The 23,376-nt window shown below is 70.6% G+C and carries 27 protein-coding genes; 1 reads left to right on the top strand and 26 read right to left on the bottom strand.

Annotated elements, in window-relative coordinates; translation table 11 throughout:
* Positions 1–18: 18 nt before the first annotated feature.
* The 4 genes from ACIPSC_RS24360 to glmS form a co-directional block, all read right to left on the bottom strand.
* On the bottom strand, positions 19–1,218 hold the full coding sequence (locus ACIPSC_RS24360) for an alpha/beta fold hydrolase (protein WP_400828181.1): 1,200 nt from the start codon (positions 1,216–1,218) through the stop codon (positions 19–21).
* Positions 1,215–2,465: an alanine racemase gene (gene alr, locus ACIPSC_RS24355; protein ID WP_400828180.1), complete on the bottom strand. Its 1,251-nt coding sequence runs from the start codon at positions 2,463–2,465 to the stop codon at positions 1,215–1,217. Before alr ends, ACIPSC_RS24360 begins: the two co-directional genes overlap by 4 nt.
* A gap of 208 nt (positions 2,466–2,673) precedes the next feature.
* On the bottom strand, positions 2,674–4,200 hold the full coding sequence (locus tag ACIPSC_RS24350) for an NAD(P)H-hydrate dehydratase (RefSeq protein WP_400828179.1): 1,527 nt from the start codon (positions 4,198–4,200) through the stop codon (positions 2,674–2,676).
* 191 nt (positions 4,201–4,391) lie between these two features.
* The gene (glmS, locus tag ACIPSC_RS24345; protein WP_313764174.1) at positions 4,392–6,248 is read right to left on the bottom strand and encodes a glutamine--fructose-6-phosphate transaminase (isomerizing); all 1,857 of its coding nucleotides are present in this window, start codon (positions 6,246–6,248) and stop codon (positions 4,392–4,394) included.
* A 99-nt stretch (positions 6,249–6,347) separates the two neighbouring features.
* On the opposite strand from glmS, the gene coaA reads away from it, so the two are divergent.
* On the top strand, positions 6,348–7,343 hold the full coding sequence (coaA, locus tag ACIPSC_RS24340; RefSeq protein ID WP_400828178.1) for a type I pantothenate kinase: 996 nt from the start codon (positions 6,348–6,350) through the stop codon (positions 7,341–7,343).
* A gap of 65 nt (positions 7,344–7,408) precedes the next feature.
* On the opposite strand, the gene glmM is transcribed toward coaA, so the two are convergent.
* The 22 genes from glmM to ACIPSC_RS24230 all read right to left on the bottom strand — a co-directional run bounded on the left by glmM (position 7,409) and on the right by ACIPSC_RS24230 (position 23,375).
* On the bottom strand, positions 7,409–8,773 hold the full coding sequence (gene glmM, locus ACIPSC_RS24335) for a phosphoglucosamine mutase (RefSeq protein ID WP_400828177.1): 1,365 nt from the start codon (positions 8,771–8,773) through the stop codon (positions 7,409–7,411).
* A gap of 176 nt (positions 8,774–8,949) precedes the next feature.
* A complete protein-coding gene (gene rpsI, locus ACIPSC_RS24330; RefSeq protein ID WP_395295795.1) occupies positions 8,950–9,450 on the bottom strand; it encodes a 30S ribosomal protein S9 in 501 nt (166 codons plus the stop codon).
* A 46-nt stretch (positions 9,451–9,496) separates the two neighbouring features.
* Entirely contained in the window at positions 9,497–9,940 is a 444-nt protein-coding gene (gene rplM, locus ACIPSC_RS24325; protein WP_030263432.1) for a 50S ribosomal protein L13, read from the bottom strand.
* A 283-nt stretch (positions 9,941–10,223) separates the two neighbouring features.
* Positions 10,224–11,885 (bottom strand): ABC-F family ATP-binding cassette domain-containing protein, encoded by a 1,662-nt coding sequence (locus ACIPSC_RS24320; RefSeq protein WP_400828176.1) that lies wholly within the window; start codon positions 11,883–11,885, stop codon positions 10,224–10,226.
* 41 nt (positions 11,886–11,926) lie between these two features.
* Positions 11,927–12,844, bottom strand: a complete 918-nt coding sequence (truA, locus tag ACIPSC_RS24315) for a tRNA pseudouridine(38-40) synthase TruA (protein ID WP_400828175.1) — start codon at positions 12,842–12,844, stop codon at positions 11,927–11,929.
* An 80-nt stretch (positions 12,845–12,924) separates the two neighbouring features.
* Positions 12,925–13,437, bottom strand: a complete 513-nt coding sequence (gene rplQ / locus ACIPSC_RS24310) for a 50S ribosomal protein L17 (RefSeq protein ID WP_400828174.1) — start codon at positions 13,435–13,437, stop codon at positions 12,925–12,927.
* 127 nt (positions 13,438–13,564) lie between these two features.
* On the bottom strand, positions 13,565–14,587 hold the full coding sequence (locus ACIPSC_RS24305; protein WP_030055844.1) for a DNA-directed RNA polymerase subunit alpha: 1,023 nt from the start codon (positions 14,585–14,587) through the stop codon (positions 13,565–13,567).
* A gap of 129 nt (positions 14,588–14,716) precedes the next feature.
* On the bottom strand, positions 14,717–15,124 hold the full coding sequence (rpsK, locus tag ACIPSC_RS24300; protein ID WP_014136257.1) for a 30S ribosomal protein S11: 408 nt from the start codon (positions 15,122–15,124) through the stop codon (positions 14,717–14,719).
* Between the two features lie 72 nt (positions 15,125–15,196).
* On the bottom strand, positions 15,197–15,577 hold the full coding sequence (gene rpsM, locus ACIPSC_RS24295) for a 30S ribosomal protein S13 (protein WP_313764182.1): 381 nt from the start codon (positions 15,575–15,577) through the stop codon (positions 15,197–15,199).
* Positions 15,578–15,753: 176 nt separating this feature from the next.
* Positions 15,754–15,867: a 50S ribosomal protein L36 gene (rpmJ, locus tag ACIPSC_RS24290; protein WP_003956441.1), complete on the bottom strand. Its 114-nt coding sequence runs from the start codon at positions 15,865–15,867 to the stop codon at positions 15,754–15,756.
* Between the two features lie 54 nt (positions 15,868–15,921).
* On the bottom strand, positions 15,922–16,143 hold the full coding sequence (gene infA, locus ACIPSC_RS24285; protein ID WP_003956442.1) for a translation initiation factor IF-1: 222 nt from the start codon (positions 16,141–16,143) through the stop codon (positions 15,922–15,924).
* A gap of 171 nt (positions 16,144–16,314) precedes the next feature.
* A complete protein-coding gene (gene mscL, locus ACIPSC_RS24280) occupies positions 16,315–16,740 on the bottom strand; it encodes a large conductance mechanosensitive channel protein MscL (RefSeq protein WP_400828173.1) in 426 nt (141 codons plus the stop codon).
* A gap of 147 nt (positions 16,741–16,887) precedes the next feature.
* Positions 16,888–17,727 (bottom strand): type I methionyl aminopeptidase, encoded by an 840-nt coding sequence (gene map, locus ACIPSC_RS24275; RefSeq protein ID WP_400828172.1) that lies wholly within the window; start codon positions 17,725–17,727, stop codon positions 16,888–16,890.
* A 129-nt stretch (positions 17,728–17,856) separates the two neighbouring features.
* Positions 17,857–18,510 carry an adenylate kinase gene (locus ACIPSC_RS24270; RefSeq protein WP_400828171.1) on the bottom strand — a complete coding sequence of 218 codons (654 nt, stop codon included), beginning with the start codon at positions 18,508–18,510 and terminating at the stop codon, positions 17,857–17,859.
* Entirely contained in the window at positions 18,510–19,820 is a 1,311-nt protein-coding gene (gene secY / locus ACIPSC_RS24265; protein WP_238862985.1) for a preprotein translocase subunit SecY, read from the bottom strand. The genes ACIPSC_RS24270 and secY overlap by 1 nt, the downstream gene beginning before the upstream one ends.
* A gap of 427 nt (positions 19,821–20,247) precedes the next feature.
* Positions 20,248–20,700, bottom strand: a complete 453-nt coding sequence (rplO, locus tag ACIPSC_RS24260; RefSeq protein ID WP_380234346.1) for a 50S ribosomal protein L15 — start codon at positions 20,698–20,700, stop codon at positions 20,248–20,250.
* A 2-nt stretch (positions 20,701–20,702) separates the two neighbouring features.
* Positions 20,703–20,885: a 50S ribosomal protein L30 gene (gene rpmD, locus ACIPSC_RS24255; protein ID WP_030055835.1), complete on the bottom strand. Its 183-nt coding sequence runs from the start codon at positions 20,883–20,885 to the stop codon at positions 20,703–20,705.
* The gene (rpsE, locus tag ACIPSC_RS24250) at positions 20,885–21,508 is read right to left on the bottom strand and encodes a 30S ribosomal protein S5 (protein ID WP_400828170.1); all 624 of its coding nucleotides are present in this window, start codon (positions 21,506–21,508) and stop codon (positions 20,885–20,887) included. The genes rpmD and rpsE overlap by 1 nt, the downstream gene beginning before the upstream one ends.
* A gap of 48 nt (positions 21,509–21,556) precedes the next feature.
* Entirely contained in the window at positions 21,557–21,940 is a 384-nt protein-coding gene (gene rplR, locus ACIPSC_RS24245) for a 50S ribosomal protein L18 (protein WP_030232494.1), read from the bottom strand.
* 3 nt (positions 21,941–21,943) lie between these two features.
* Positions 21,944–22,483: a 50S ribosomal protein L6 gene (gene rplF, locus ACIPSC_RS24240; RefSeq protein ID WP_313764186.1), complete on the bottom strand. Its 540-nt coding sequence runs from the start codon at positions 22,481–22,483 to the stop codon at positions 21,944–21,946.
* Between the two features lie 22 nt (positions 22,484–22,505).
* Positions 22,506–22,913, bottom strand: coding sequence for a 30S ribosomal protein S8 (rpsH, locus tag ACIPSC_RS24235; protein ID WP_238862988.1), 408 nt, complete (start codon positions 22,911–22,913; stop codon positions 22,506–22,508).
* A gap of 276 nt (positions 22,914–23,189) precedes the next feature.
* Complete coding sequence (locus tag ACIPSC_RS24230; RefSeq protein WP_030393303.1) at positions 23,190–23,375, bottom strand: type Z 30S ribosomal protein S14; 186 nt, start codon at positions 23,373–23,375, stop codon at positions 23,190–23,192.
* Position 23,376: the final 1 nt, after the last annotated feature.

Genomic DNA, 23,376 nt, shown 5'->3' with positions numbered 1-23,376 from the left:
GTCCGGACCGGCGCGCGCTCAGGCCAGTTCGGACACCGAGGGCGGCAGCGGGGCCGTCCGGCCGTGGTCGACCGCCTGCTTGAGCAGTGCGGCCAGGCGCCGGTCGACGATGTCGGGCCGCTCCAGCATCACCAGGTGCCCGGCCTCCTCGATCAGCAGCAGCTCGGCGCCGGGCAGGTGCCGGGCCATCGTCTCGCTGTGGCCGGGCGGGGTCAGCAGGTCCTTGGTGCCGGCCAGCACCAGGGTGGGGATGCCGCGCAGGGCGGCCAGCGCCTCGGTCTTCTCGTGCGCCCCGAAGACCGGGTAGAACTCGGCCACCACGTCGATCGGGGTGGCGTCGAGCAGCTGCTCGGCGAACCTGACGACGCCCGGGTCGACGTCCTTCCCCCCGAACGAGAACTTCCGGTAGAAGACGGCGCTCACGTCCGCCCCCAGCCGCCGCGTCGCCTCCACCAGCTCGACCTGCCGGCCGAGCAGCTTCACCACACCGGGCGCGACCTTCTTGAACAGCTTGGCGCCGGCCGACGGCAGACCGAGGGTGACGGCCTCCCAGTTCCCGGCCATGGTGCCGACCAGCGCGACCCCGGCAACCCGCTCCCGGAACAGCTCCGGGTGCTGGTCGGCGAGGGCCATCACCGTCATGCCGCCCATCGAGTGGCCGACCAGGACGAGCGGCCCGGTCGGCGCGACCGCGTCGATCACGGCCTTGAGGTCCCCGCCCAGCTGGTCGATGCTCGCGGGCTCGCCGGCCAGGTACGAGCGGGAGCGCTCGGAGCGGCCGTGGCTGCGCTGGTCCCAGAAGACCAGCCGCATGCCCTCGCGCAGGGCGGCCCGCTGGAAGTGCCAGCTGTCCTGGTTGAGGCAGTAGCCGTGGCAGAAGACGACGGTGAGCGGCGGCCGGTCGCCGTCGACGGGCTCGTCCCGGCCGGTGCCGTCCAGCTCGACGTAGAGCTCGGTGCCGTCGGCGGCGGTCACCGTCTGCGGGCTGCCGCGCAGCGAGCCGTACGGGGCGTTGGCGTCCAGCTCGGCGCGGGCCCGGCGCCTCGTCGCCCGGTGGACCGTCAGCCGCTCGATCGCCACGCCGGCGGCCGCGCCGGCCGCGACCACGCCGACCGATATGCCGATCAGGCCCGCCCGGCTCACCCCGGACGCCCCGCCCACGGCCTTGGCCACCGACGTCACCGGACCCACCGGGCCGGAGCCGGGCTCCTCGCTCATGCGAGCAGGCCCTGGACGGCGGCACCCTCCACCAGGAAGTCGGCCGCACTGGCCGCGGTGGGCTCCTCGGCGATCCCGCCGACGTAGCGGCGCGGCACCCGGGCGCCGATCCGGGTCACGATCTCGTACGCGATCGTGCCGCAGGCGCGGCCCCAGTCCTCGGCGGTCGGCTCGCCCTGCGCGCCGTTGCCGAAGAGCAGCACCTCCTCGCCGATCGCCGGGGTGTCCCCGCCGAGGTCGACGACGAACTGGTCCATCGCCACCCGGCCGGCCACCGTGCGCCACTTGCCGCCGATCTGCACCGGGCCGGTGTTGCTGGCGTGCCGCGGGATGCCGTCGCCGTAGCCGACCGGGACGAGGCCGAGAGTGGTCGGGCCCGGCGTCGTGTAGTGGTGGCCGTAGCTCACGCCGTGCCCGCCGGGGACGCTCTTCACCAGCGCGAGGCGGGCGGTCAGCGCCATCACCGGGCGCAGGCCGAAGTCGGCCGGCGAGCCGACCTCCGGGACGGGCGAGAGCCCGTACATCGCCAGGCCGGTGCGGACCAGGTCGTAGTGCGAGTGCGGGAGCAGCAGGGTGGCCGGCGAGTTGGCCAGGTGCCGGACCTCGGGGCGCAGCCCGGCGGCCTCGGCGTGGGCGAGCGCGTCGCGGTAGGCGTCCAGCTGGGCCTGGATGGACGGGTGGCCGGGCTCGTCGGCGGCGGCGAAGTGCGACCAGATGCCGACCACCGTGAGCAGGCCCTCGGCCTCGGCCCGGCGCGCGGCGGCGACCAGCTCGGGCCAGTCGTGCGGCTGGCAGCCGTTGCGGCCGAGGCCGGTGTCGGCCTTCAGGTGCACCCGGGCCGGGATGCCGGTCGCGCGGACGGCGGCCAGCAGCTCGTCCAGCGCCCACCGGCCGCTGACCGAGATGTCGATGTCGGCGAGCAGCGCCTCGCGCCAGGGGCCGCCGGGCGTCCAGAGCCAGCAGAGGATGCGGGCCTGGTCGGGGCGGATGCCGGCGGCGCGCAGGGCGAGCGCCTCCTGCGGAAGCGCCGTGCCGAGCCAGCCGATGCCTGCGGCGACCGCCTCGCGGGCACACCTGACCGCGCCGTGGCCATAGGCGTCAGCCTTGACTGTGGCCATCACCGTGGCGCTGCCGACGCGCTCGCGCAGTGCGTCGAGGTTGCCGCGCAGGGCGGCCAGATCGATGGTCGCCTCGGCCCGTTCGCCGTCGGTGAGGGTGGCCGTGCCGGTCGTCTTCGCAGTTGTCATCAGGGTCAGTCTCCCAGACGTGCCAGAGTCCTCGCCGAACGACCCTTCGGCGCGGCGTCCCCCACACCCCTCCCCGCCCTACCGGACGCCCACGAAGCAGACCCGGTTCCACCCGCTCCGGCGCGCGGGAAGTCGGCCCTTCCGACTTCCCGCGCAGCAGCGGCGAAAGCCCGCCCCCGACCCGCGGGAGCCGCTGGACCGGTCGGGTCTATTCGTCCACGGACTCTGCGGACTCCATCGACTCCGCGGTCACCGCGGTCGCCGGGGCGCGCACCTGGCGCCAGACGGCCGGCAGGGCGGCGGCCACCTGGAGGGCCGTGATCGGGGCGCCCGGGGTGCCGGCGGCGTGCCGGCCCGCGAGGCCGTGGAGGTAGGCGGCCACCGACGCGGCGTCCAGGACGGGGAGGCCGGCCGCGAGCAGGGAGCCGGCCAGGCCTGCCAGCACGTCCCCGCTGCCGGCCGTGGCCAGCCACGAGGTGCCGGACGGGTTGACCCGGGCCGCGCCGCCCGGGTCGGCGACCACCGTCGTGGACCCCTTCAGCAGCACCGTCGCCCGGTACGCGGCCGCGAGCCGCCGCGCGGTGGCCAGCCGGGCCGCGGCCAGTTCGTCGGCGGGCGGCGGCGCCCCGCCGTCCGCCCCGGCCAGCAGCCGGGCCGCCTCGCCGGTGTGCGGGGTGAGCAGGGTGGGCGCCGTCCGCCCGGCGAGCGCGCCCGGGCCGAGCCGCCCCAGCTCGGTCAGACCGTCCGCGTCCACCAGCACCGGCACGTCGCTCGCCAGCGCCTCGGCGAGCGCCTGCCGGGCCCCTTCGCCGCCACCCGGGCCGACCACCCAGGCCTGGACCCGCCCGGCGCCGGCCGGCCCGCCCTCGGTGACCAGCGTCTCCGGGAACCGCCGCACCACCTCCTCGGCCGCGGTCCCGACGTACCGGACCGCGCCCGCGCCGCCGTGCAGCGCCCCCGCGACCGCGAGCAGCGCCGCCCCCGGGTACGTCGCCGAGCCGGCCGCCACCCCGACGACGCCGCGCCGGTACTTGTCGCTCTCCGCCCCGGGTTCCGGCAGCAGCTCCGCCGCCGAGGGGTGCTGCAGCGCCGACACGTCGGCCGGCGGCAGGTCCAGCCCGATCCCCACCAGTTGCACCGCGCCCGCGTACGCGGCACCCGGGTCGATCAGCAGCCCCGGCTTGTACGTCCCGAAGCAGACGGTGACGTCCGCCCGCAGCGCCACGCCGGCGACCTCGCCGGTGTCCGCGTCCACGCCGCTCGGCACGTCGACGGCCACCACCGGCCCGCGCCGCGCCGCCCGCGCGTACGGGGCGGCCCCGGCCCGCAGCCCGCCCCGGCCGCCGATGCCGACGATGCCGTCCAGCACCAGGTCCGCGCGCGAGAAGTCGGCCAGGCCGACTTCCTGGTCCAGGACCACGCGCCCGTGGGCCGCCCGCAGGGCCGCGAGGCCCCCGGTGTGGGCCCGCTCCGGTGCGAGCAGCACCGCCGACACCCGGGCCCCGCGCCGGGCCAGCGCCGCGCCGGCGTACAGCGCGTCGCCCCCGTTGTCCCCGCTGCCGGCGAGCACCACCACCCGGCTGCCGTACACCCGGCCGCGACGGCGGGTCAGCAGCCGCGCGCAGGTCGCGGCGAGGCCGGCGGCCGCCCGCTGCATCAGCACCCCCTCCGGCAGCCGGGCCATCAGTTCGGCCTCGGCGGCCCGGACCTGTTCGACACGGTGAGCGTTGCGCATGCGGAAGCCCTAACCCCTCGGCGACGACTACCGCCGACGCTACGCCCGCAGCGCGGCCGCGCGACACGTGGCACGGCCCGCCGCCCGGCCCGACCGCGGCCGTTCCGCCCGCCCGCCCGCCCCCGGACAGCACGGTGCCCCCGCGGTAGGACGCAGCCACCGCGGGGGCACCGGGGAACGAGCGGGGTCGGCTACTCGACGGTGACCGACTTCGCCAGGTTGCGCGGCTGGTCGACCTCGTGGCCCTTGGCCGTGGCCAGCTCGCAGGCGAAGACCTGCAGCGGCACGGTGGAGACCAGCGGCTGCAGCAGGGTCGGCGTCGCCGGGATGCGGATCAGGTGGTCCGCGTACGGGACGACCGCCTCGTCGCCCTCCTCCGCGATGACGATCGTGCGGGCGCCACGGGCCCGGATCTCCTGGATGTTGGAGACGATCTTGTCGTGCAGGATCGACCGCCCGCGCGGCGAGGGCACGACCACCACGACCGGCAGCCCCTCCTCGATCAGCGCGATCGGCCCGTGCTTCAGCTCGCCCGCCGCGAAGCCCTCGGCGTGCATGTACGCCAGCTCCTTCAGCTTGAGCGCACCCTCCAGCGCCACCGGGAAGCCGACGTGGCGGCCCAGGAACAGCACCGAGCGGGCGTCCGCCAGGGAGCGGGCCAGCTCGCGCACCGGCTCCATGGTCTCCAGCACCTGCTCCACCTGCTTCGGCGCGTCGCCGAGCTCGCGGATGATGGTGAAGATCTCGTCGCCCCACTTGGTGCCGCGCACCTGGCCCAGGTACAGCGCGACCAGGTAGCAGGCAACCAGCTGGGTCAGGAACGCCTTGGTCGAGGCGACGGCGACCTCGGGGCCGGCGTGCGTGTACAGCACGGCGTCCGACTCGCGCGGGATGGTGGAGCCGTTGGTGTTGCAGATCGCCAGCACCTTGGCACCCTGCTCGCGCGCGTGGCGCAGCGCCATCAGGGTGTCCATGGTCTCGCCGGACTGCGAGATCGCGATGACCAGCGTGCCCGGGCCCATGATCGGGTCGCGGTAGCGGAACTCCGAGGCCACCTCGACCTCGCAGGGGATGCGGGTCCAGTGCTCGATCGCGTACTTGGCGATCATGCCCGCGTGGAAGGCGGTGCCGCAGGCGACGATGACGACCTTGTCGACCGAGCGCAGGTCGGCGTCGGAGATCCGCAGCTCGTCCAGGGTCAGCCGGCCGTCGGTGCCGATCCGGCCGAGGAGGGTGTCGGCAACGGCCTTCGGCTGCTCGGCGATCTCCTTGAGCATGAAGTAGTCGTAGCCGCCCTTCTCGGCGGCCGAGGCGTCCCAGTCGACGTGGTACTCGCGCACGTCGGCCGGGGTGCCGTCGAAGTTGGTCACCGTGACGCCGTCCCGGCGCAGCTCGACGACCTGGTCCTGGCCCAGCTCGATCGCCTCACGGGTGTGGGCGATGAACGCGGCCACGTCCGAGGCGAGGAAGTTCTCGCCCTCGCCGCGCCCGACGACCAGCGGCGAGTTGCGGCGGGCGCCGACCACCACGTCCGGGGCGTCGGCGTGCACGGCGACCAGGGTGAAGGCGCCGTCCAGGCGGCGGCAGACCGTCCGCATGGCCTCGGCCAGGTCGCCCTCGTACACCTCGCCCAGCAGGTGCGCGACGACCTCGGTGTCGGTCTCGGAGCGCAGCGTGTGGCCGCGCTCGGCCAGCTCCGCCCGCAGCTGGGCGAAGTTCTCGATGATGCCGTTGTGGACCACCGCGACGCGGGCGGCGTCGTCCAGGTGGGGGTGGGCGTTCGCGTCGGTCGGACCGCCGTGGGTGGCCCAGCGGGTGTGGCCGATACCGGTGGTGCCGCCGGGAAGAGGGGTCTCGGCGAGCGACTTCTCCAGGTTGGCGAGCTTTCCGGCCCGCTTGTCGGTGGCCAGGCTCCACTGCCCGTCGGAGCCCTGCACCTGCACCGCGACACCGGCCGAGTCGTAGCCCCGGTACTCAAGGCGCTGCAGGCCGGCGATTACTACATCAAGGGCGGGCTGCGCGCCCACGTATCCAACAATTCCGCACATGCGTGCCAGCATAAGGGCGCTCAGGATGCCCGTTTCTCACCGTTCGCCCACAGCGCGTGACCGACACCACAGCCACCGTGAACGCCGCTACGGCCCACAATGGAGCATGTGCTGACCGAACTCTGTACGCGGGGCGCCGCCACGCCCGGCCCGTCGCCGTCCCCCTACGTGGACCTCAGCCGGGCCGAGTGGAGCGCACTGCGCGAGCGTACGCCGCTGCCGCTCACCGCGGAGGAGGTGGAACGGCTGCGCGGCCTGGGCACCGCCCTCGACCTGGACGAGGTCCGGGACGTCTACCTGCCGCTGTCCCGGCTGCTCAACCTCTACATCCATGCCACGCACGAACTGCGCGGCGCGCTGGGCACGTTCCTGGACACCCCGGACACCGAGCGGACCCGCACGCCGTTCATCATCGGCGTGGCCGGCTCCGTCGCCGTCGGAAAGTCCACCACCGCACGCCTGCTGCAGGCGCTGCTCGCCCGCTGGCCCGAGCACCCCCGGGTCGAGCTGGTCACCACCGACGGGTTCCTGCTGCCCAACGCCGAGCTGCGCCGGCGCGGCCTGATGGCCCGCAAGGGCTTCCCCGAGTCGTACGACCGGCGCGCGCTGATGCGCTTCGTCGCCGACGTGAAGGCCGGGAAGGAGAAGGTCACCGCCCCGGTCTACTCCCACCTGGTGTACGACATCGTGCCGGACGAGAAGCTCACCGTGGAGCGCCCGGACATCCTGATCGTCGAGGGGCTGAACGTGCTCCAGCCGGCCCTGCCGGGCACCGACGGCCGGACCCGCCTCGCGGTCGCCGACTACTTCGACTTCTCGATCTACGTCGACGCCCGTACCGACGACATCGAGAACTGGTACCTGGACCGGTTCCGCAAGCTGCGGCAGACCGCCTTCCAGGACCCGAACTCCTACTTCCGCCGCTTCACCGAGGTGCCGGAGGAGGAGGCGATGGAGTACGGCCGCCAGGTCTGGCGCACCATCAACAAGCCCAACCTGCTGGAGAACGTGCTGCCCACCCGCGGCCGCGCCACGCTGATCCTGCAGAAGGGCCAGGACCACAAGGTCCGTCGCGCACTGCTGCGCAAGCTCTGACGCCGCAGGCCCCCGCCGTTGCGTACGGCGGGGGCCTGCTGACGAACAGTCCGGATGAGGCCAGGTCAGCCCAGGTGGGTCCGGACCGCCTCGGCCAGCCGGTCGGCGACGGCCTTGGCCTGCACCTCGTCGGCGGCCTCGACCATCACCCGGACCAGCGGCTCGGTGCCGGAGGGGCGCAGCAGCACCCGGCCGGTGGCGCCCAGCTCGGCCTCCGCCGCGGCGACCGCGGCGGCCAGCTCGGTGCTGGTCTTCACCCGGCTCTTGTCGACGCCCTTGACGTTGATCAGCACCTGCGGCAGCCGGGTCATCACGGCGGCCAGGTCGGCCAGCGGCTGCTTGGTGGCGGCCAGCCGCGCGCCCAGCATCAGGCCGGTGAGGGTGCCGTCGCCGGTGGTGGCGTGGTCCAGCAGGATCACGTGGCCGGACTGCTCGCCGCCCAGCGCGAAGCCGTGCTCCTTCATCGCCTCCAGCACGTAGCGGTCGCCGACCGCGGTCTCCACCAGGTCGATGCCCTCGCGCTCCATGGCCAGCTTGAAGCCCAGGTTGGACATCACGGTGGCGACGGCGGTGTTGCGTCGCAGGGTGCCGGCCTCCTTCATCGCGACGGCCAGGATCGCGATGATCTGGTCGCCGTCGACCTCGTTGCCGTCCGCGTCGGCGGCCAGGCAGCGGTCGGCGTCGCCGTCGAGCGCGATGCCGAGGTCGGCCCGGTACTCCTTCATCGCGGTGCGCAGCCGGTCGAGGTGGGTGGAGCCGACGCCGTCGTTGATGTTGAGGCCGGTGGGCTCCGCCCCCAGGGTGTGGACGACCTCGGCGCCGGCCCGGGCGAAGGCCTCGGGGGCGACGTAGGCGGCCGCGCCGTGGGCGCCGTCGATGACGACCCGGATGCCGTCCAGGCGGTTGGGCAGCACGCCGATCAGGTGGGCGACGTACTTGTCGAAGCCCTCGGTGTACTCGCGCACCCGGCCGACGGCGGCGCCGGTCGGGCGCTTCCACTCGTCGCTGCCGACGGAGTACGTCCGGTAGTGCGCCTCGATGGCGTCCTCGATCCGGTCGTCCAGCTTGTGGCCGCCGCGGGCGAGGAACTTGATGCCGTTGTCCGGCATCGCGTTGTGGCTGGCGGAGAGCATCACGCCGAAGTCGGCGCCGAGGGCGCCGGTCAGGTAGGCCACCGCCGGGGTGGGCAGCACGCCGACCCGCAGTACGTCCACGCCCGCGCTGGCCAGGCCCGCGATGACCGCGGCCTCCAGGAACTCGCCCGAGGCCCGGGGGTCGCGGCCGACGACCGCGACCGGCCGGTGGCCGTCGAAGGCCCCCGCCTCGCCGAGGACGTGCGCCGCCGCGACCGACAGTCCGAGCGCCAGCTCGGCCGTCAGCCCCACGTTGGCCACACCGCGTACGCCGTCCGTACCGAAGAGTCGTCCCACTGTCCCGTCCTCCATCGCCGCTGCTGGCAGTCGTCCAGCTTCAAATCCGATCGAATCCCCGGCCACCGCACAATGGCCGGGGAGCACGACGCCCCGGAGTACACGGGGTACTCCGGGGCGTGAGAGCGCAACCGGGGGTGTGCACCACCAGGGCGGTACACACCCCTCGGGCGCGACTAGCGCTTGCTGTACTGCGGCGCCTTGCGGGCCTTCTTCAGACCGGCCTTCTTGCGCTCGACGGCGCGGGAGTCACGGGTCAGGAAGCCGGCCTTCTTGAGGGCGCCGCGGTTGTTGTCCACGTCGGCCTCGTTCAGGGCACGGGCGACGCCGAGGCGCAGCGCGTAGGCCTGGCCGGACACGCCGCCACCCGAGATGCGGGCGACGACGTCGTAGCGACCGTCGAGCTCCAGCAGCTTGAAGGGCTCGTTGACGGTCTGCTGGTGCACCTTGTTGGGGAAGTAGCTCTCCAGGGTGCGACCGTTGATCTTCCACTGGCCGGTGCCGGGGACGATGCGCACGCGGGCGATCGCCTCCTTGCGACGGCCGAGGCCGGCGCCCGGGGTGGCCTCGCCGAAGCGGCCGGCCAGCGACTCGGAGGTGTAGCTCTCCTCGGAGGTGTACTCGCCCTCGACGTTCTCGTCGAAGTCGACCTCAAGGGTTTCAGTGGTCTCGGCCACGGTGTTCCTCAGCTCTTTTCAGTGATGGGGGGCTTGGTGGCCGGAATTACTGCGCGACCTGGGTGATCTCGAACGGCACCGGCTGCTGGGCAGCGTGCGGGTGCTGGTCGCCCGAGTAGACCTTCAGCTTGGAGAGCATCTGGCGGCCCAGGCTGTTCTTGGGGATCATGCCCTTGATGGCCTTCTCGACGGCCTTCTCCGGGTTCTTGTCCAGGAGGTCGTCGTAGCGGACCGAGCGGAGACCGCCCGGGAAGCCGCTGTGGCGGTAGGCCATCTTCTGGGTCTTCTTGTTACCCGACAGGTGCACCTTGTCCGCGTTGATGATGATGACGAAGTCACCAGTGTCAACGTGCGGCGCGTAGATCGCCTTGTGCTTGCCCCGGAGGAGGTTGGCGGCCTGGGAGGCCAGGCGGCCGAGCACGACGTCGGTCGCGTCGATGACGTGCCACTGACGCTGGACGTCGCCGGGCTTGGGGCTGTACGTACGCACGGTCGTAGCCTTCGCTTTTCAGTGAGTGAGTCCTGACAGGAGCACCTGGTCGAGGGCATCAGCCTGGCCGCCTTGGACGCAATTCAAGGGGGGCCGCTGGGTAGTCGACCTGGTATCTCCGGCGTACCGACCTCTCACGTGAGATAGAGCGAGCCAATACGCACAACAAGCACCCAGATTACCGGGCGCGCCGGGGTGGGTCAAAATCCCCCGGCTCCGACCCGCCCGACCGCCGCCGTGAGCAGGGCCAACGGCGGCGCCGGGAGCGGGAGTCCGGGCCCCGTCAGCGCTCGCGCTCGACCCGGGTGACGTCCCAGACCGGCTCGGGCGACTCGTAGACCCGGCCGTCCGCGCCGAAGACCAGGAAGCGGTCGAAGGTCTTGGCGAACCAGCGGTCGTGCGTGACGCAGAGCACCGTGCCCTCGAAGGCCTCCAGACCGGCCTGCAGCGCCTCGGCGCTCTCCAGGTCCAGGTTGTCGGTCGGCTCGTCCAGCAACAGGGCCGTCACACCGGAGAGTTCGAGCTTGAGGATCATCAGCCGGGCCTGCTGTCCGCCGGACAGCGACTCGAACTTCTGCTCCTCCTGGCGGTCCAGCTCGTACCGGCGCAGCACGCCCATCGCGGCGCCGCGGCTGAGCGCGTGCTCCTCCTCGACGATCGAGCGGACCGTCCGGCCGAACAGCTCCGGGTGGGCGTGGGTCTGCCGGAAGTGACCGGGCACCACCCGGGCGCCGAGCTTCCAGCTGCCGGTGTGCGCGACCGTCCCGTCGCCGGCGAGCAGCCGCAGGAAGTGCGACTTGCCGGAGCCGTTGGAGCCCAGCACGGCGACCCGCTCGCCGTAGAAGACCTCCAGGTCGAACGGCTTCATCAGACCGGTGAGCTCCAGCTGCTCCATGGTGAAGGCGCGCACGCCGGTCCGGCCGCCCTTGAGGCGCATGGTGATGGTCTGCTCGCGCGGGGGCTCCTCCGGGCGGCCGGCCTCCTCGAACTTCTTCAGCCTGGTCTGGGCGGCCGCGTAGCGGGTGGCGAGCGCATGGCTGACCGAGGCGGCCTGGCGCAGCGTGACGACCAGCTTCTTGAGCTTGGCGTGCTCCTCGTCCCAGCGCCGGCCGAGCTCCTCGAAGCGGGCGAAGCGGTCCTTGCGGGCGTCGTGGAAGGAGTCGAAGCCGCCGCCGTGCACCCAGACGGTGGAGCCGGCCGCACCGGCCTCCACGCTGATGATCTTCTCGGCGGTCCGGGAGAGCAGCTCGCGGTCGTGCGAGATGTACAGCACCGTCTTCGAGGTGGACCGGATCGCCTCCTCCAGCCAGCGCTTGCCCGGCACGTCGAGGTAGTTGTCCGGCTCGTCCAGCAGCAGCACCTCTTCGGGGCCGCGCAGCAGCGCCTCCAGCACCAGCCGCTTCTGCTCACCGCCGGAGAGGGTGTTCAGCCCGCGCCACTGAGCCTTCTCGAAGGGCATCCCGAGGGCCGCCATGGTGCAGACGTCCCAGTCGGTCTCGTAGTCGTAGCCGCCGACGTCGGCCCAGTCGGAGAGCGCCTGGGCGTACGCCATCTGCGTCTTCTCGTCGTCGTCCTGGGCGATCATCGCCAGCTCGGCGGCGTCGACCGCGCGGGCCGCGACGGCGATCCGCTCGGGGGCGACCGAAACCAGCAGGTCGCGGACGGAGGCGTCGGCGGGCAGCGCGCCCGGCGTCTCCTTCTGGTCCTCGCGGCCGGTGGTGCCGACGAACTGGCGCATCACACCGAGCCCGCCGCTGATCGTCACCGAGCCGCCGTGCGGCTGGAGGTCGCCCGCGATCATGCGCAGCAGCGTGGTCTTGCCGGCGCCGTTGGCGCCCACCAGGGCGACCGCGGCGCCCTCGCCGACCCGGAAGGACGCGTCGTCGAACAGCACCCGCCCGTCCGGCAGGTAGTACTCCAGGTGCGAAATCTCGACGTGTCCCATGCGGACGATTGTCCCCATCGTCCGCCCAGGACCAAAACGGATTACCCGGCGGCCGGCGCCGGCTGCCCCGGCAGCGTGCGGATCCGGCGGGCGAGCCGGCTGCGCTCGGCGAGCTGGTCGTCGGCCGGGTAGCCGACCTCCTCCAGCGTCAGCCCGTACGGCCGGATCACGTTGACCGCGGAGTTGCGCACCCCGCCGGCCAGCACCTCGCCGGGGAACTCCACCGGCCGGTGCCCGTCGCCGACCAGGAGCATCGCGCCGACCAGGGCGCGGACCATGTTGTGGCAGAAGGCGTCGGCGCGCACGGTGGCGACCGCCAGCGAGCCCTCCTGCGCGGCGTAGCTGTCCACCGGGACGCGCTCCCAGTGCAGCTCCAGCAGGGTGCGGATGGTCGTCGCCCCCTCGCGCTTCTTGCAGTACGCGGCGAAGTCGTGCTCGCCGACGAGCAGCGCCGCCGCGGCGTTCATCCGGTCGAGGTCCAGCGGCCGGTCGTGCCAGAGCACGTGACCGCGCAGCAGCGGGTCCACGCCGCCGGGGTGGTCGGCGACCCGGTAGGCGTAGCGGCGCCAGATCGCGGAGAACCGGGCGTCGAAGCCGGCCGGCGCCTCGGCGAGCCGGTAGATCCGGACGTCCCCGGGCAGCCGCCCGGCCAGCCGGCGCAGCAGCTTCTCCCGGTGCGCGTCCCAGAGGTCGGCGGGCAGGTCCACGTGCGCGACCTGGCCGCGGGCGTGCACCCCGGCGTCGGTGCGGCCGGCCACGGTGAGCGGGAAGAGCTCGGAGCTGCGGGTGACGATCTGCAGCGCGGTCTCGATCTCCTCCTGCACCGTCCGGCGGCCGCCGCGCTGGCGGGCCCAGCCGGAGAACTCGGCGCCGTGGTAGGCGAGGTCCAGCCGGACCCGGACGTACCCGTCCGCCGGACCGTCCTTCACCGGCGGCTGCTCGGCGCAATCGTTGACCACGTGCTCTTCACTCCCGGGGACGAGGAACGGGCCCGCTCCCCCACGGATGGGAGAGCGGGCCCGCAACACACCTACTGGTGTCAGGCCTGCTCGGCGGCCTCGGTCTCGGCGGCCTCGGGGGCCTCCTCGACCTTGCTGGCCTCGTCAGCCTTGGGGGCCTCCGCCTTGGCGTCGGCCTCCTTGACGGCACGCTTGGTGGCGGCCTCGGCCTCGCCGACGGCGGTCTGCGCGACGGTCAGCGCCTCGACCAGCTCGATCACGGCCATCGGGGCGTTGTCGCCACGACGGGGACCGATCTTGGTGATACGGGTGTAGCCACCCGGGCGGTTCTCGTAGCGCGGCGCGATCTCGGTGAAGAGGGTGTGCAGCACCGAGATGTCGGTGATGGTCTTGCGCACCAGGCGACGGTTGTGGATGTCGCCCTTCTTCGCCTTGGTGATCAGCTTCTCCGCCAGCGGGCGCATCCGACGGGCCTTGGCCTCGGTCGTGGTGATGCGGCCGTACTGGAACAGCTCCCGGCACAGACCGGCGAGCAGCAGCGGCTCGTGGTGCGGGCCGCCGCCGAGGCGGGCACCCTTGGTGGGACGCGGCATGGAATTACTCCTCGAATCTCCGACTGCGGCCGTACCAGGTACCGCAGCGGGCGTACGGGCACTGTGCCCGCACGACTTTCACGACGACGGGGGCGGTTCCGGGGAACCGCCCCCGCGGTCAAGTCTTTCAGTACTGCTCGGTCTCCGCGTAACCCGCGTCGTCCAGGTCGTCGGCGCCGAAGGCGTCGGCGGCGGCGGTCGGGTCGAACCCGGGCGGGCTGTCCTTGAGGGCCAGGCCCATGCCGGCCAGCTTCGCCTTGACCTCGTCGATCGACTTCGCACCGAAGTTGCGGATGTCGAGCAGGTCGGCCTCGGAGCGGGCGACGAGCTCACCCACGGTGTGGATGCCCTCGCGCTTGAGGCAGTTGTAGGACCGAACGGTGAGCTCCAGCTCCTCGATCGGCAGCGCCAGGTCGGCGGCCAGGGCGGCGTCCGTGGGGGACGGGCCCATGTCGATGCCCTCGGCGTCGATGTTCAGCTCGCGGGCGAGGCCGAACAGCTCGACCAGGGTCTTGCCGGCCGAGGCCATGGCGTCGCGCGGACGCATGGCGGGCTTGGTCTCGACGTCGACGATCAGCTTGTCGAAGTCGGTCCGCTGCTCGACACGGGTGGCCTCGACCTTGTAGGTGACCTTCAGCACGGGGCTGTAGATCGAGTCGACCGGGATGCGGCCGATCTCCTGGCCGGAAGCCTTGTTCTGCACGGCGGAGACGTAGCCGCGACCGCGCTCGACGGTCAGCTCCATCTCCAGCTTGCCCTTGCCGTTCAGCGTGGCGAGGACGAGCTCGGGGTTGTGCACCTCGACACCGGCCGGCGGCGCGATGTCGGCGGCGGTGACCACACCCGGGCCCTGCTTGCGCAGGTACATCACGACCGGCTCGTCGTGCTCCGAGGAGACGACCAGCTGCTTGATGTTGAGGATGAGGTCGGTCACGTCCTCCTTGACGCCCGGCACGGTGGTGAACTCGTGCAGGACACCGTCGATGCGGATGCTGGTGACAGCGGCACCCGGGATCGAGGAGAGCAGCGTGCGGCGCAGGGAGTTGCCGAGGGTGTAGCCGAAGCCCGGCTCCAGCGGCTCGATCACGAACCGCGAGCGGAACTCGTCGACGACCTCTTCGGTCAGCGAGGGGCGCTGAGCGATCAGCATGTTTCAGATCCTCCAGTGATCTTCGGCACCCACTATTTGATGCCGAACAGAACCAGCGTACGGGGTCCCGCACGAAACGGGACCCCGTACGAGGTTTAAAGCAGAGACTGCGTGCCCGAAGGCGCTGCGTCAGACGCGGCGGCGCTTCGGCGGACGGCAGCCGTTGTGCGGGGTGGGGGTGACGTCCTGGATCGAGCCGACCTCCAGGCCGGTGGCCTGGAGCGAACGGATCGCGGTCTCGCGGCCGGAGCCCGGACCCTTCACGAAGACGTCAACCTTGCGCATGCCGTGCTCCTGCGCGCGACGGGCAGCGGCCTCGGCGGCCATCTGCGCGGCGAACGGGGTGGACTTGCGCGAGCCCTTGAAGCCGACGTGGCCGGCGGAGGCCCAGGAGATCACGTTGCCCGACGGGTCGGTGATCGAAACGATGGTGTTGTTGAACGTGCTCTTGATGTGCGCGTGGCCGTGAGCGACGTTCTTCTTTTCCTTGCGGCGGATCTTCTTCGCGCCGGCAGCCTGACGACCCTTGGGGGGCATAAGTCTGTTCTCCTACTGAGGTGGTCGGTCCGCTGACCCGCGGGCCGGAGGGATGTCCGGTTACGGGACGGACTACTTCTTGCCCGGCTTCTTCTTACCGGCGATCGCGCGACGCGGGCCCTTGCGGGTACGCGCGTTGGTGTGGGTGCGCTGGCCGCGGACCGGCAGGCCACGGCGGTGACGCAGACCCTCGTAGCAGCCGATCTCGACCTTGCGGCGGATGTCGGCGGCCACCTCGCGGCGGAGGTCACCCTCGACCGTGAAGTTGGCGTCGATGTACTGGCTCAGCTTGACGAGGTCGTCCTCGGAGATGTCGCGAACGCGGACATCCGGGTTGACGCCGGTCTCGGCCAGGGTCTGCTGGGCGCGGGTACGGCCGATGCCGTACACGTAGGTGAGGGCGATCTCGATCCGCTTCTCACGGGGGAGATCAACGCCGGCGAGGCGTGCCATTCAAGGCTCCTGTGGTTCTTCAGAGGTCTTGCGTGCTACCTACTCCGACACCTCACGGTGAGGGAGCCCCGGCCTCTGACCGGGGGCGGCAGTCCGCCCTGCGAGAGGGGGATCGGGCAGCCCGCTTATGACGTTTTCGCGTCGCGCGAAGTACTACGAGAAATGCTGGGGAGAGATCAGCCCTGGCGCTGCTTGTGGCGCAGGTTGTCGCAGATCACCATGACCCGGCCGTGACGGCGGATCACCTTGCACTTGTCGCAGATCTTCTTGACGCTCGGCTTGACCTTCATGTCTCAGGTTCTCCGGGTCTAGATCTGACGCCACCGCCGTCAGGCGGTGGTTCTTTACTTGTAGCGGTAGACGATCCGGCCGCGCGTGAGGTCGTAGGGGCTGAGCTCCACCACGACCCGGTCGTCCGGCAGGATGCGGATGTAGTGCATGCGCATCTTGCCACTGATGTGCGCGAGGACCTTGTGACCGTTCTGCAGCTCGACCTTGAACATCGCGTTCGGAAGAGACTCGATCACGGTGCCCTCGATCTCAATGGCGCCTTGCTTCTTAGCCATGAACTGCGAGATCCACCTTCCGGGACCGGCTACCGTATGCGGAACGCTCGTGCGAACCTGGGTCCACCCCGCCCCCCGGAGGGGAAGAGGGCGTGCTGAAGCACGCTACGAGTGAGCCGACGGTCCATCCTACGCCAGTGCGCGGGATGGACCAAAACCGGGGCACCCGAATCAGCGCTGGGCCACCACGATCAGCGGCTCGACGTGGGCGGTGCAGGCCGAGCAGCGGCGGGCCGCCTCCGGGATCTCCGTCAGGCACTCGGGGCAGGGGCGCTTCGGGGTCTTCGGCTTCTTCGGCATGTACCGGGCGGTGGCCTTGGTGACCGGCAGCACGACGCAGAAGTACAGCACCGCGGCGGTCATGAAGAAGGCGATCAGCACGTTCAGGAACTGCCCGTAGGGGAACGTGACCCCGGCCACGGTGGCCTTGTAGGAGCTGAAGTCGCCGGCCGCGCCGACCACCACGCCGACCAGCGGGGTGAGGAAGGCGGAGACGAAGCCGGTCACCACCCCGGTGAAGGCGGCACCGATCACCACACCGACCGCCATGTCGACGACGTTGCCGCGCATCATGAAGTCGCGGAATCCCTTGAGCACTGCTCTCTCCTGCTCGCTCGAAGCCAGTCCAACGGCAACAGCCACTGCCAGCCGATAAAAGTAGGACAAAAGCCCTGGAGGTCCAAACCTCCAGGGCTCCGGTCCGTTCTCAGCGGCCGTCGGCCGCGCCTGCGCTCACACCCGCGGTCAGGCCAGCGGGTCCGGGGCGGCGGTGACGCCCAGCTTCGCGAGCTCGGCCTTCCCGCCGTCGAAGGCGGTCAGCACCAGCGGCCCCTGCTCGGTCACCGCGACCGAGTGCTCCCAGTGCGAGGCCCAGGTGCCGTCGTTGGTCACGACGGTCCAGTCGTCCTCCAGCACCGTGGTGTGCGGCGTGCCGAGCGAGACCATCGGCTCGATCGCCAGCACGGTGCCGGGGACCAGCTTGGGGCCCTTGCCGCGGCCGCGCTCGACGTAGTTCAGCACGTGGGGCTCCATGTGCATCGCGGTGCCGATGCCGTGGCCGCCGTAGCCCTCGGTGATCCCCCACTTGCCCTTGGGCGGCAGCGGCTGGCGCCGGATGAAGCCCTCGATCGCCTTGGAGACGTCGACCAGGCGGTTGTTCTTCTTCATCTGGGCGATGCCGGCCCACATCGAGCCCTCGGTGACCCGGCTCAGCATCTCGACCTCGGGGCGGACCTCGCCGACCGCGACGGTGATCGCCGCGTCGCCGTGCCAGCCGTCCAGGATGGCGCCGCAGTCGATCGAGATGACGTCCCCCTCCTGCAGCACCCGCTCGCCGGGGATGCCGTGGACGACCTCGTTGTTCACCGAGGCGCAGATCACGCCCGGGAACCAGAGGCCGCCGTGGTGGGCGCGGAAGTTCGAGGTGGCGCCGTGCTCGGTGATGACCTTGTCCGCGACGTCGTTGAGCTCCTGGGTGGTCACCCCCGGAGCGACCGCCTCGCGGCAGGCCTTCAGCGCCTCGGCGACGACCAGCCCGGCCGCTCGCATCTTCGCGATCTGCTCGGGGGTCTTGATCTCCACCATCTGGTCACGCCTTCCTTGGGTTCCCGCCCGGTCCTTGCCGGGCGGCCGTGCACTCGTTCCACCGTACGACGCCGTACGGCCGCGCCGCCCCGGAGCGGGCGTGCGCGGCCGTACGAACGTCGATAAGACTCAGCTGTCCTGCTTCAGCGCCTCGATCGCGCGCTGGGTGACCTCGTCCACCTTGCCGAGGGCCGGGATGACCTCCACCAGGCCCTGCTGACGGTAGTAGTCGATGATCGGCTCGGTCTCCGTGTGGTAGACCTCCAGGCGCGTGCGCACCTTCTCCTCGGTGTCGTCCGAGCGCTGGTACAGCTCGCCGCCGCACTCGTCGCAGACGCCCTCGGCCTTCGACGGGTTGTAGTCGACGTGGAAGACGTGACCACCGTCGTTGCGGCAGAGCCGCCGGCCGGCGATGCGCTTGACGACCTCGTCCTCGGGGACCTCCAGGTCCAGCACGCCGTCGAGCTTGATGCCCTGCTCCACGAGGAACTCGTCCAGCGCCTTGGCCTGGCCGAGGTTGCGCGGGAAGCCGTCGAGCAGGAAGCCGTTGGCGGCGTCCGCCTGGAGCATGCGGTCCTTGGCCATCCCGATGGTGACCTCGTCCGGCACCAGGCGACCCGCGTCCATGTAGCTCTTGGCCTCAAGCCCCAGCGGGGTGCCCTGACCGATGTTGGCGCGGAACAGGTCACCGGTGGAGATGTGGGGGATGGACAGGGTCTTGGCGAGCAGGTGCGCCTGAGTACCCTTCCCGGCCCCGGGAGGCCCGACGAGGACGATACGCATCAGCGGAGGAACCCTTCGTAATTGCGCTGCTGGAGCTGGCTCTCGATCTGCTTCACAGTTTCGAGTCCGACGCCGACGACGATGAGCACGCTGGTGCCGCCGAACGGGAAGTTGGTCTGCTGTCCGAAGGCGACCAGGGCGATCATCGGGATCAACGCGATCAGGCCCAGGTAGAGCGAACCCGGCCACGTGATGCGGGTGAGCACGTAGTTCAGGTACTCGGCCGTCGGCCGGCCGGCCCGGATGCCCGGGATGAACCCACCATACTTCTTCATATTGTCGGCAACTTCTTCGGGGTTGAAGGAGATCGCGACGTAGAAGAAGGCGAAGAAGACGATCAGCAGGAAGTAGGTGGCCATGTAGATCGGGTGGTCACCCTTGACGAAGTTCGTCCGGATCCACACCGCCCAGCCGGCCTGGCTGTTGGTCAGCTGCACCACCAGCGCGGGGATGTACAGCAGCGACGAGGCGAAGATGACCGGGATGACACCCGCCTGGTTCACCTTGAGCGGGATGTAGGTCGAGGTGCCGCCGAAGGCGCGGCGGCCGATCATCCGCTTCGCGTACTGGACCGGGATCCGGCGCTGGGCCTGCTCCACGAAGATGACCAGCATCACAACGATGATGCCGACCGCGACCACGGAGAGGAACTCGACCCAGCCGTCGCCGATGGTGCCGGACTGCTTGATCGCCCACATCGAGGACGGGAACTGCGCCGCGATCGAGGTGAAGATCAGCAGCGACATGCCGTTGCCGATGCCGCGGTCGGTGATCAGCTCGCCGAGCCACATGATCACGGTGGTGCCGGCGGTCATGGTGAGCACCATGACGGCGATCCGGAACACGCCGGTGTCCGGCACGATCTGGTTCGCGTACGGGCAGCCCGAGAACAGCGCGCCGCTGGAGGCCGTCGCCACGATGCCGGTGCCCTGGAGCACGGCGAGCGCGATGGTCAGGTAGCGGGTGTACTGGGTGATCTTGGCGGTCCCGGCCTGGCCCTCCTTCTTCAGCGCCTCAAGTCGCGGGATCACGACGGTCAGGAGCTGGAGGATGATGCTGGCCGTGATGTACGGCATGATGCCGAGCGCGAAAATCGTCAGCTGGAGGAGCGCGCCACCGCTGAACAGGTTGACGAGCCCGAACAGACCGCTGTTCTTGGTCTCCTTCACACAGGCGTTGACGGCCTGGAAATCCACCCCGGGTACCGGGATGTGCGATCCCAGCCGGAACAGCACCATGATGCCCAGCGTGAACAGCAGCTTCTTGCGCAGGTCGGGCGTCTGGAACGCCCGCGCGAACGCACTGAGCACGGTGCCTCCTGCGCCTCCCGCGCGTCGTCGGCGGGAGGGTCGGTCCTGAATTGGGGAGTTTGCGGTTCGGGCCCCCGTACAGACGGCACAGGCGAGCCTACGCGCAGCCTACAAGGGAACTCCACGGACTCTAACAGTGCGCGGCCACTCGAAAGAAGCGCGTACGGCCCCTCCCCCACTCACGGGGTACGGGATGCCCGGGTTTGCCACACAAAAGAACGAGGGCCCCGGCCGCCCGGGAACGCGGCCCGGCCGGCGCGCCGCCGCGACCGGGGAAAGGCGCGCGAAGACACGGGAGGAGTCGCGGGAACGCGTCGCGTCGCGGACGGACGGTTGGCGTGCGGAACGCGGCGGCCCCGGCCCGGAAAGGCGCGAGCCCCGCACCGCCCGGAAAGGGCGGTGCGGGGCTCGCGGAAGGTCAGCGGGCTCAGACGAGCTCGGTGACGGTACCGCCGGCGGCGGTGATCTTCTCGGCGGCGGAGCCGGAGACGGCGTCGACCGTCACCTGCAGCGCAACCGAGATCTCGCCGGTGCCGAGCACCTTGACGAGGGAGTTCTTGCGAACCGCGCCCTTGGCGACCAGGTCCTCGACGGTGACCTCGCCACCCTGCGGGTAGAGCTCGGCCAGCTTGTCGAGGTTGACAACCTGGAACGTGATCTTGAACGGGTTCTTGAAGCCCTTCAGCTTCGGCAGACGCATGTGGAGCGGCATCTGGCCACCCTCGAAGCGCTGCGGAACCTGGTAGCGGGCCTTGGTGCCCTTGGTACCACGACCGGCGGTCTTACCCTTGGAGCCTTCACCACGACCCACACGGATCTTCTCGGTCTTGGCACCCGGAGCGGGCCGCAGGTTGTGGATCTTGATCGGGTTGTCGCCCATGATCAGTCCACCTCCTCAACCGTCACCAGGTGACGGACCGTGTGGGCCATCCCGCGGATCTCGGGACGGTCCTCCTTCACCACGACGTCGTGCATGCGCTTGAGACCAAGCGAACGCAGGGTGTCACGGTGGTTCTGCTTGCTGCCGATGTACGACTTGGTCTGCGTGATCTTCAGGCGAGCCATCAGGCGCTCACCCCAGCAGCACGCGCCCGCAGCAGAGCAGCGGGAGCCACGTCCTCCAGCGGCAGGCCACGACGGGCGGCGATCTCCTCGGGGCGCACGAGGCCCTTCAGAGCAGCCACGGTGGCGTGCACGATGTTGATCGCGTTGTCCGAGCCGAGCGACTTCGACAGGATGTCGTGGATGCCGGCGCACTCCAGGACGGCGCGCACCGGACCACCGGCGATAACACCGGTACCGGGGGCGGCCGGCTTCAGCAGCACGACGCCGGCGGCCTTCTCGCCCTGAACGGGGTGCGGGACGGTGCCCTGGATACGGGGAACCTTGAAGAAGTTCTTCTTGGCCTCCTCAACACCCTTGGCGATGGCGGCCGGAACCTCCTTCGCCTTCCCGTAACCGACACCAACGGTGCCGTCACCGTCGCCCACCACGACCAGCGCGGTGAAGCTGAAACGACGACCACCCTTGACAACCTTGGCGACACGGTTGATCGCGACGACGCGCTCGACGTAAGCGGTCTTCTCGACAGCGGGGGCGTTACCCCGGTCGTCACGCTTACGGTCGCGCCGCTCGCCACCGCCGGTGCCGCCGCCGGCGCCGCTACCGCGGCGCTGGGGTCCAGCCATTGGAATTACCTCTCTCGATTACGTCCGTCGACTGAGCCGACGAGCGGCTTAGAAGTCGAGCCCGGCCTCGCGGGCAGCATCGGCCAGAGCGGCGATGCGGCCGGCGTACCGGTTGCCCGCGCGGTCGAAGACGACCGCCTCGATGCCGGCGGCCTTGGCGCGCTCGGCGACCAGGCTCCCGACCTTCTTGGCCAGCTCGGTCTTGTCGCCCTCGGCGCCCTTGATGGACACGTCGAGGGTGGACGCCGACGCCAGGGTGTGACCCTTGGCGTCGTCGATGACCTGGGCGACCATGTGACGGTTCGAACGCGTCACAACGAGGCGCGGACGCACCTCGGTGCCGACGACGCGCTTGCGAACGCGGATCGCGCGGCGCTTGCGAGCGGCGCTCTTGTAGGCGTTGCCCTTGCCGATCTTGACAGAGACGCTCATCGCTTACTTACCACTCTTTCCGACCTTGCGGCGGATGACCTCGCCCGCGTACTTGACGCCCTTGGCCTTGTACGGGTCGGGCTTGCGCAGCTTGCGGATCTTCGCGGCGACCTCGCCGACCTTCTGCTTGTCGATGCCGTCCACGTGGAACTTGGTGGGCGACTCGACCACGAAGGAGATGCCCTCCGGGGCCTCGACCAGGATCGGGTGGCTGTAGCCGAGCTGGAACTCCATCGAGGAGCCCTTCGCAGCGACTCGGTAACCAACACCGCTGATCTCCAGCGACTTGCGGTAGCCCGCGGTCACGCCGGTGATCATGTTCGCCACCAGCGTGCGGGTCAGGCCGTGCAGGGCCTTCGACTGACGCTCGTCGTTGGGGCGGGTGACAGCCAGAGTGCCGTCCTCGCCCTTGCCGATCTCGATCGGCGCGGCGACAACGTGGGTGAGGGAGCCCTTGGGGCCCTTCACCGAGACCGCCTGGCCATCGATGGTGACGTCCACGCCGGCGGGAACCGGGATGGGCAGCCGTCCAATGCGCGACATTGCTGTACCTCCGTTTCCCGAATTACCAGACGTAGGCGAGAACTTCTCCGCCTACGCCCTTCTTGGCAGCCTGCTTGTCCGTGAGGAGACCGGAGGACGTGGAGATGATCGCCACGCCCAGGCCGCCGAGGACCTTCGGCAGGTTGGTGGACTTTGCGTAGACCCGCAGGCCCGGCTTGCTGATCCGCTTGATGCCAGCGATCGAGCGCTCACGGTTGGGGCCGAACTTGAGCTCGATGGTCAGCTTCTTGCCGACCTCGCCCTCAGCGGGCTCCTCAACCTTGTAGGAGGAGATGTACCCCTCCTGCTGCAGGATCTCGGCGACGTGCGCCTTGATCTTGCTGGCCGGCATCGCCACGGAGTCGTGGTACGCCGAGTTAGCGTTACGCAGACGCGTGAGCATGTCTGCGATGGGGTCGGTCATGGTCATGATGGCCTCAGGCCTCTCTCGCCGTGGTTTCTCCGCGCAAGGTCCCCCGCACTCCTGCGGAGTACGGGGCACAGACGCAGGGGACCTACGACGTAGTAAGACTGGGTGCGAGCCCTCCGAAGAGGATCACCTGCCGCCATGGGACGGCCGTGACAGGGGGCCCGACCCCACTACCTTACGGGATTCCGTACGGGAGCCCAAACCTGCTCAAATGAACAGCGTGGGCGATGTGGGGTCGGGCGCCTCTGCTTCGCTAACTGACTAGAACTGCCTGGACTACCAGGAGCTCTTGGTCACGCCCGGCAGCTCGCCGCGGTGCGCCATCTCACGGAGGCAGACACGGCAGAGGCCGAACTTGCGGTACACCGAGTGCGGACGGCCGCAGCGCTGGCACCGGGTGTAGGCCCGGACGCCGAACTTCGGCTTCCGCTCGGCCTTCGCGATGAGGGACTTCTTCGCCATT

The sequence above is a fragment of the Kitasatospora sp. NPDC090091 genome (assembly GCF_044747365.1).
Lineage (GTDB): Bacteria > Actinomycetota > Actinomycetes > Streptomycetales > Streptomycetaceae > Kitasatospora.
The sequence above is the reverse complement of the archived record's forward strand: the minus strand, read 5'-3'. Positions and strand labels throughout refer to the sequence as shown.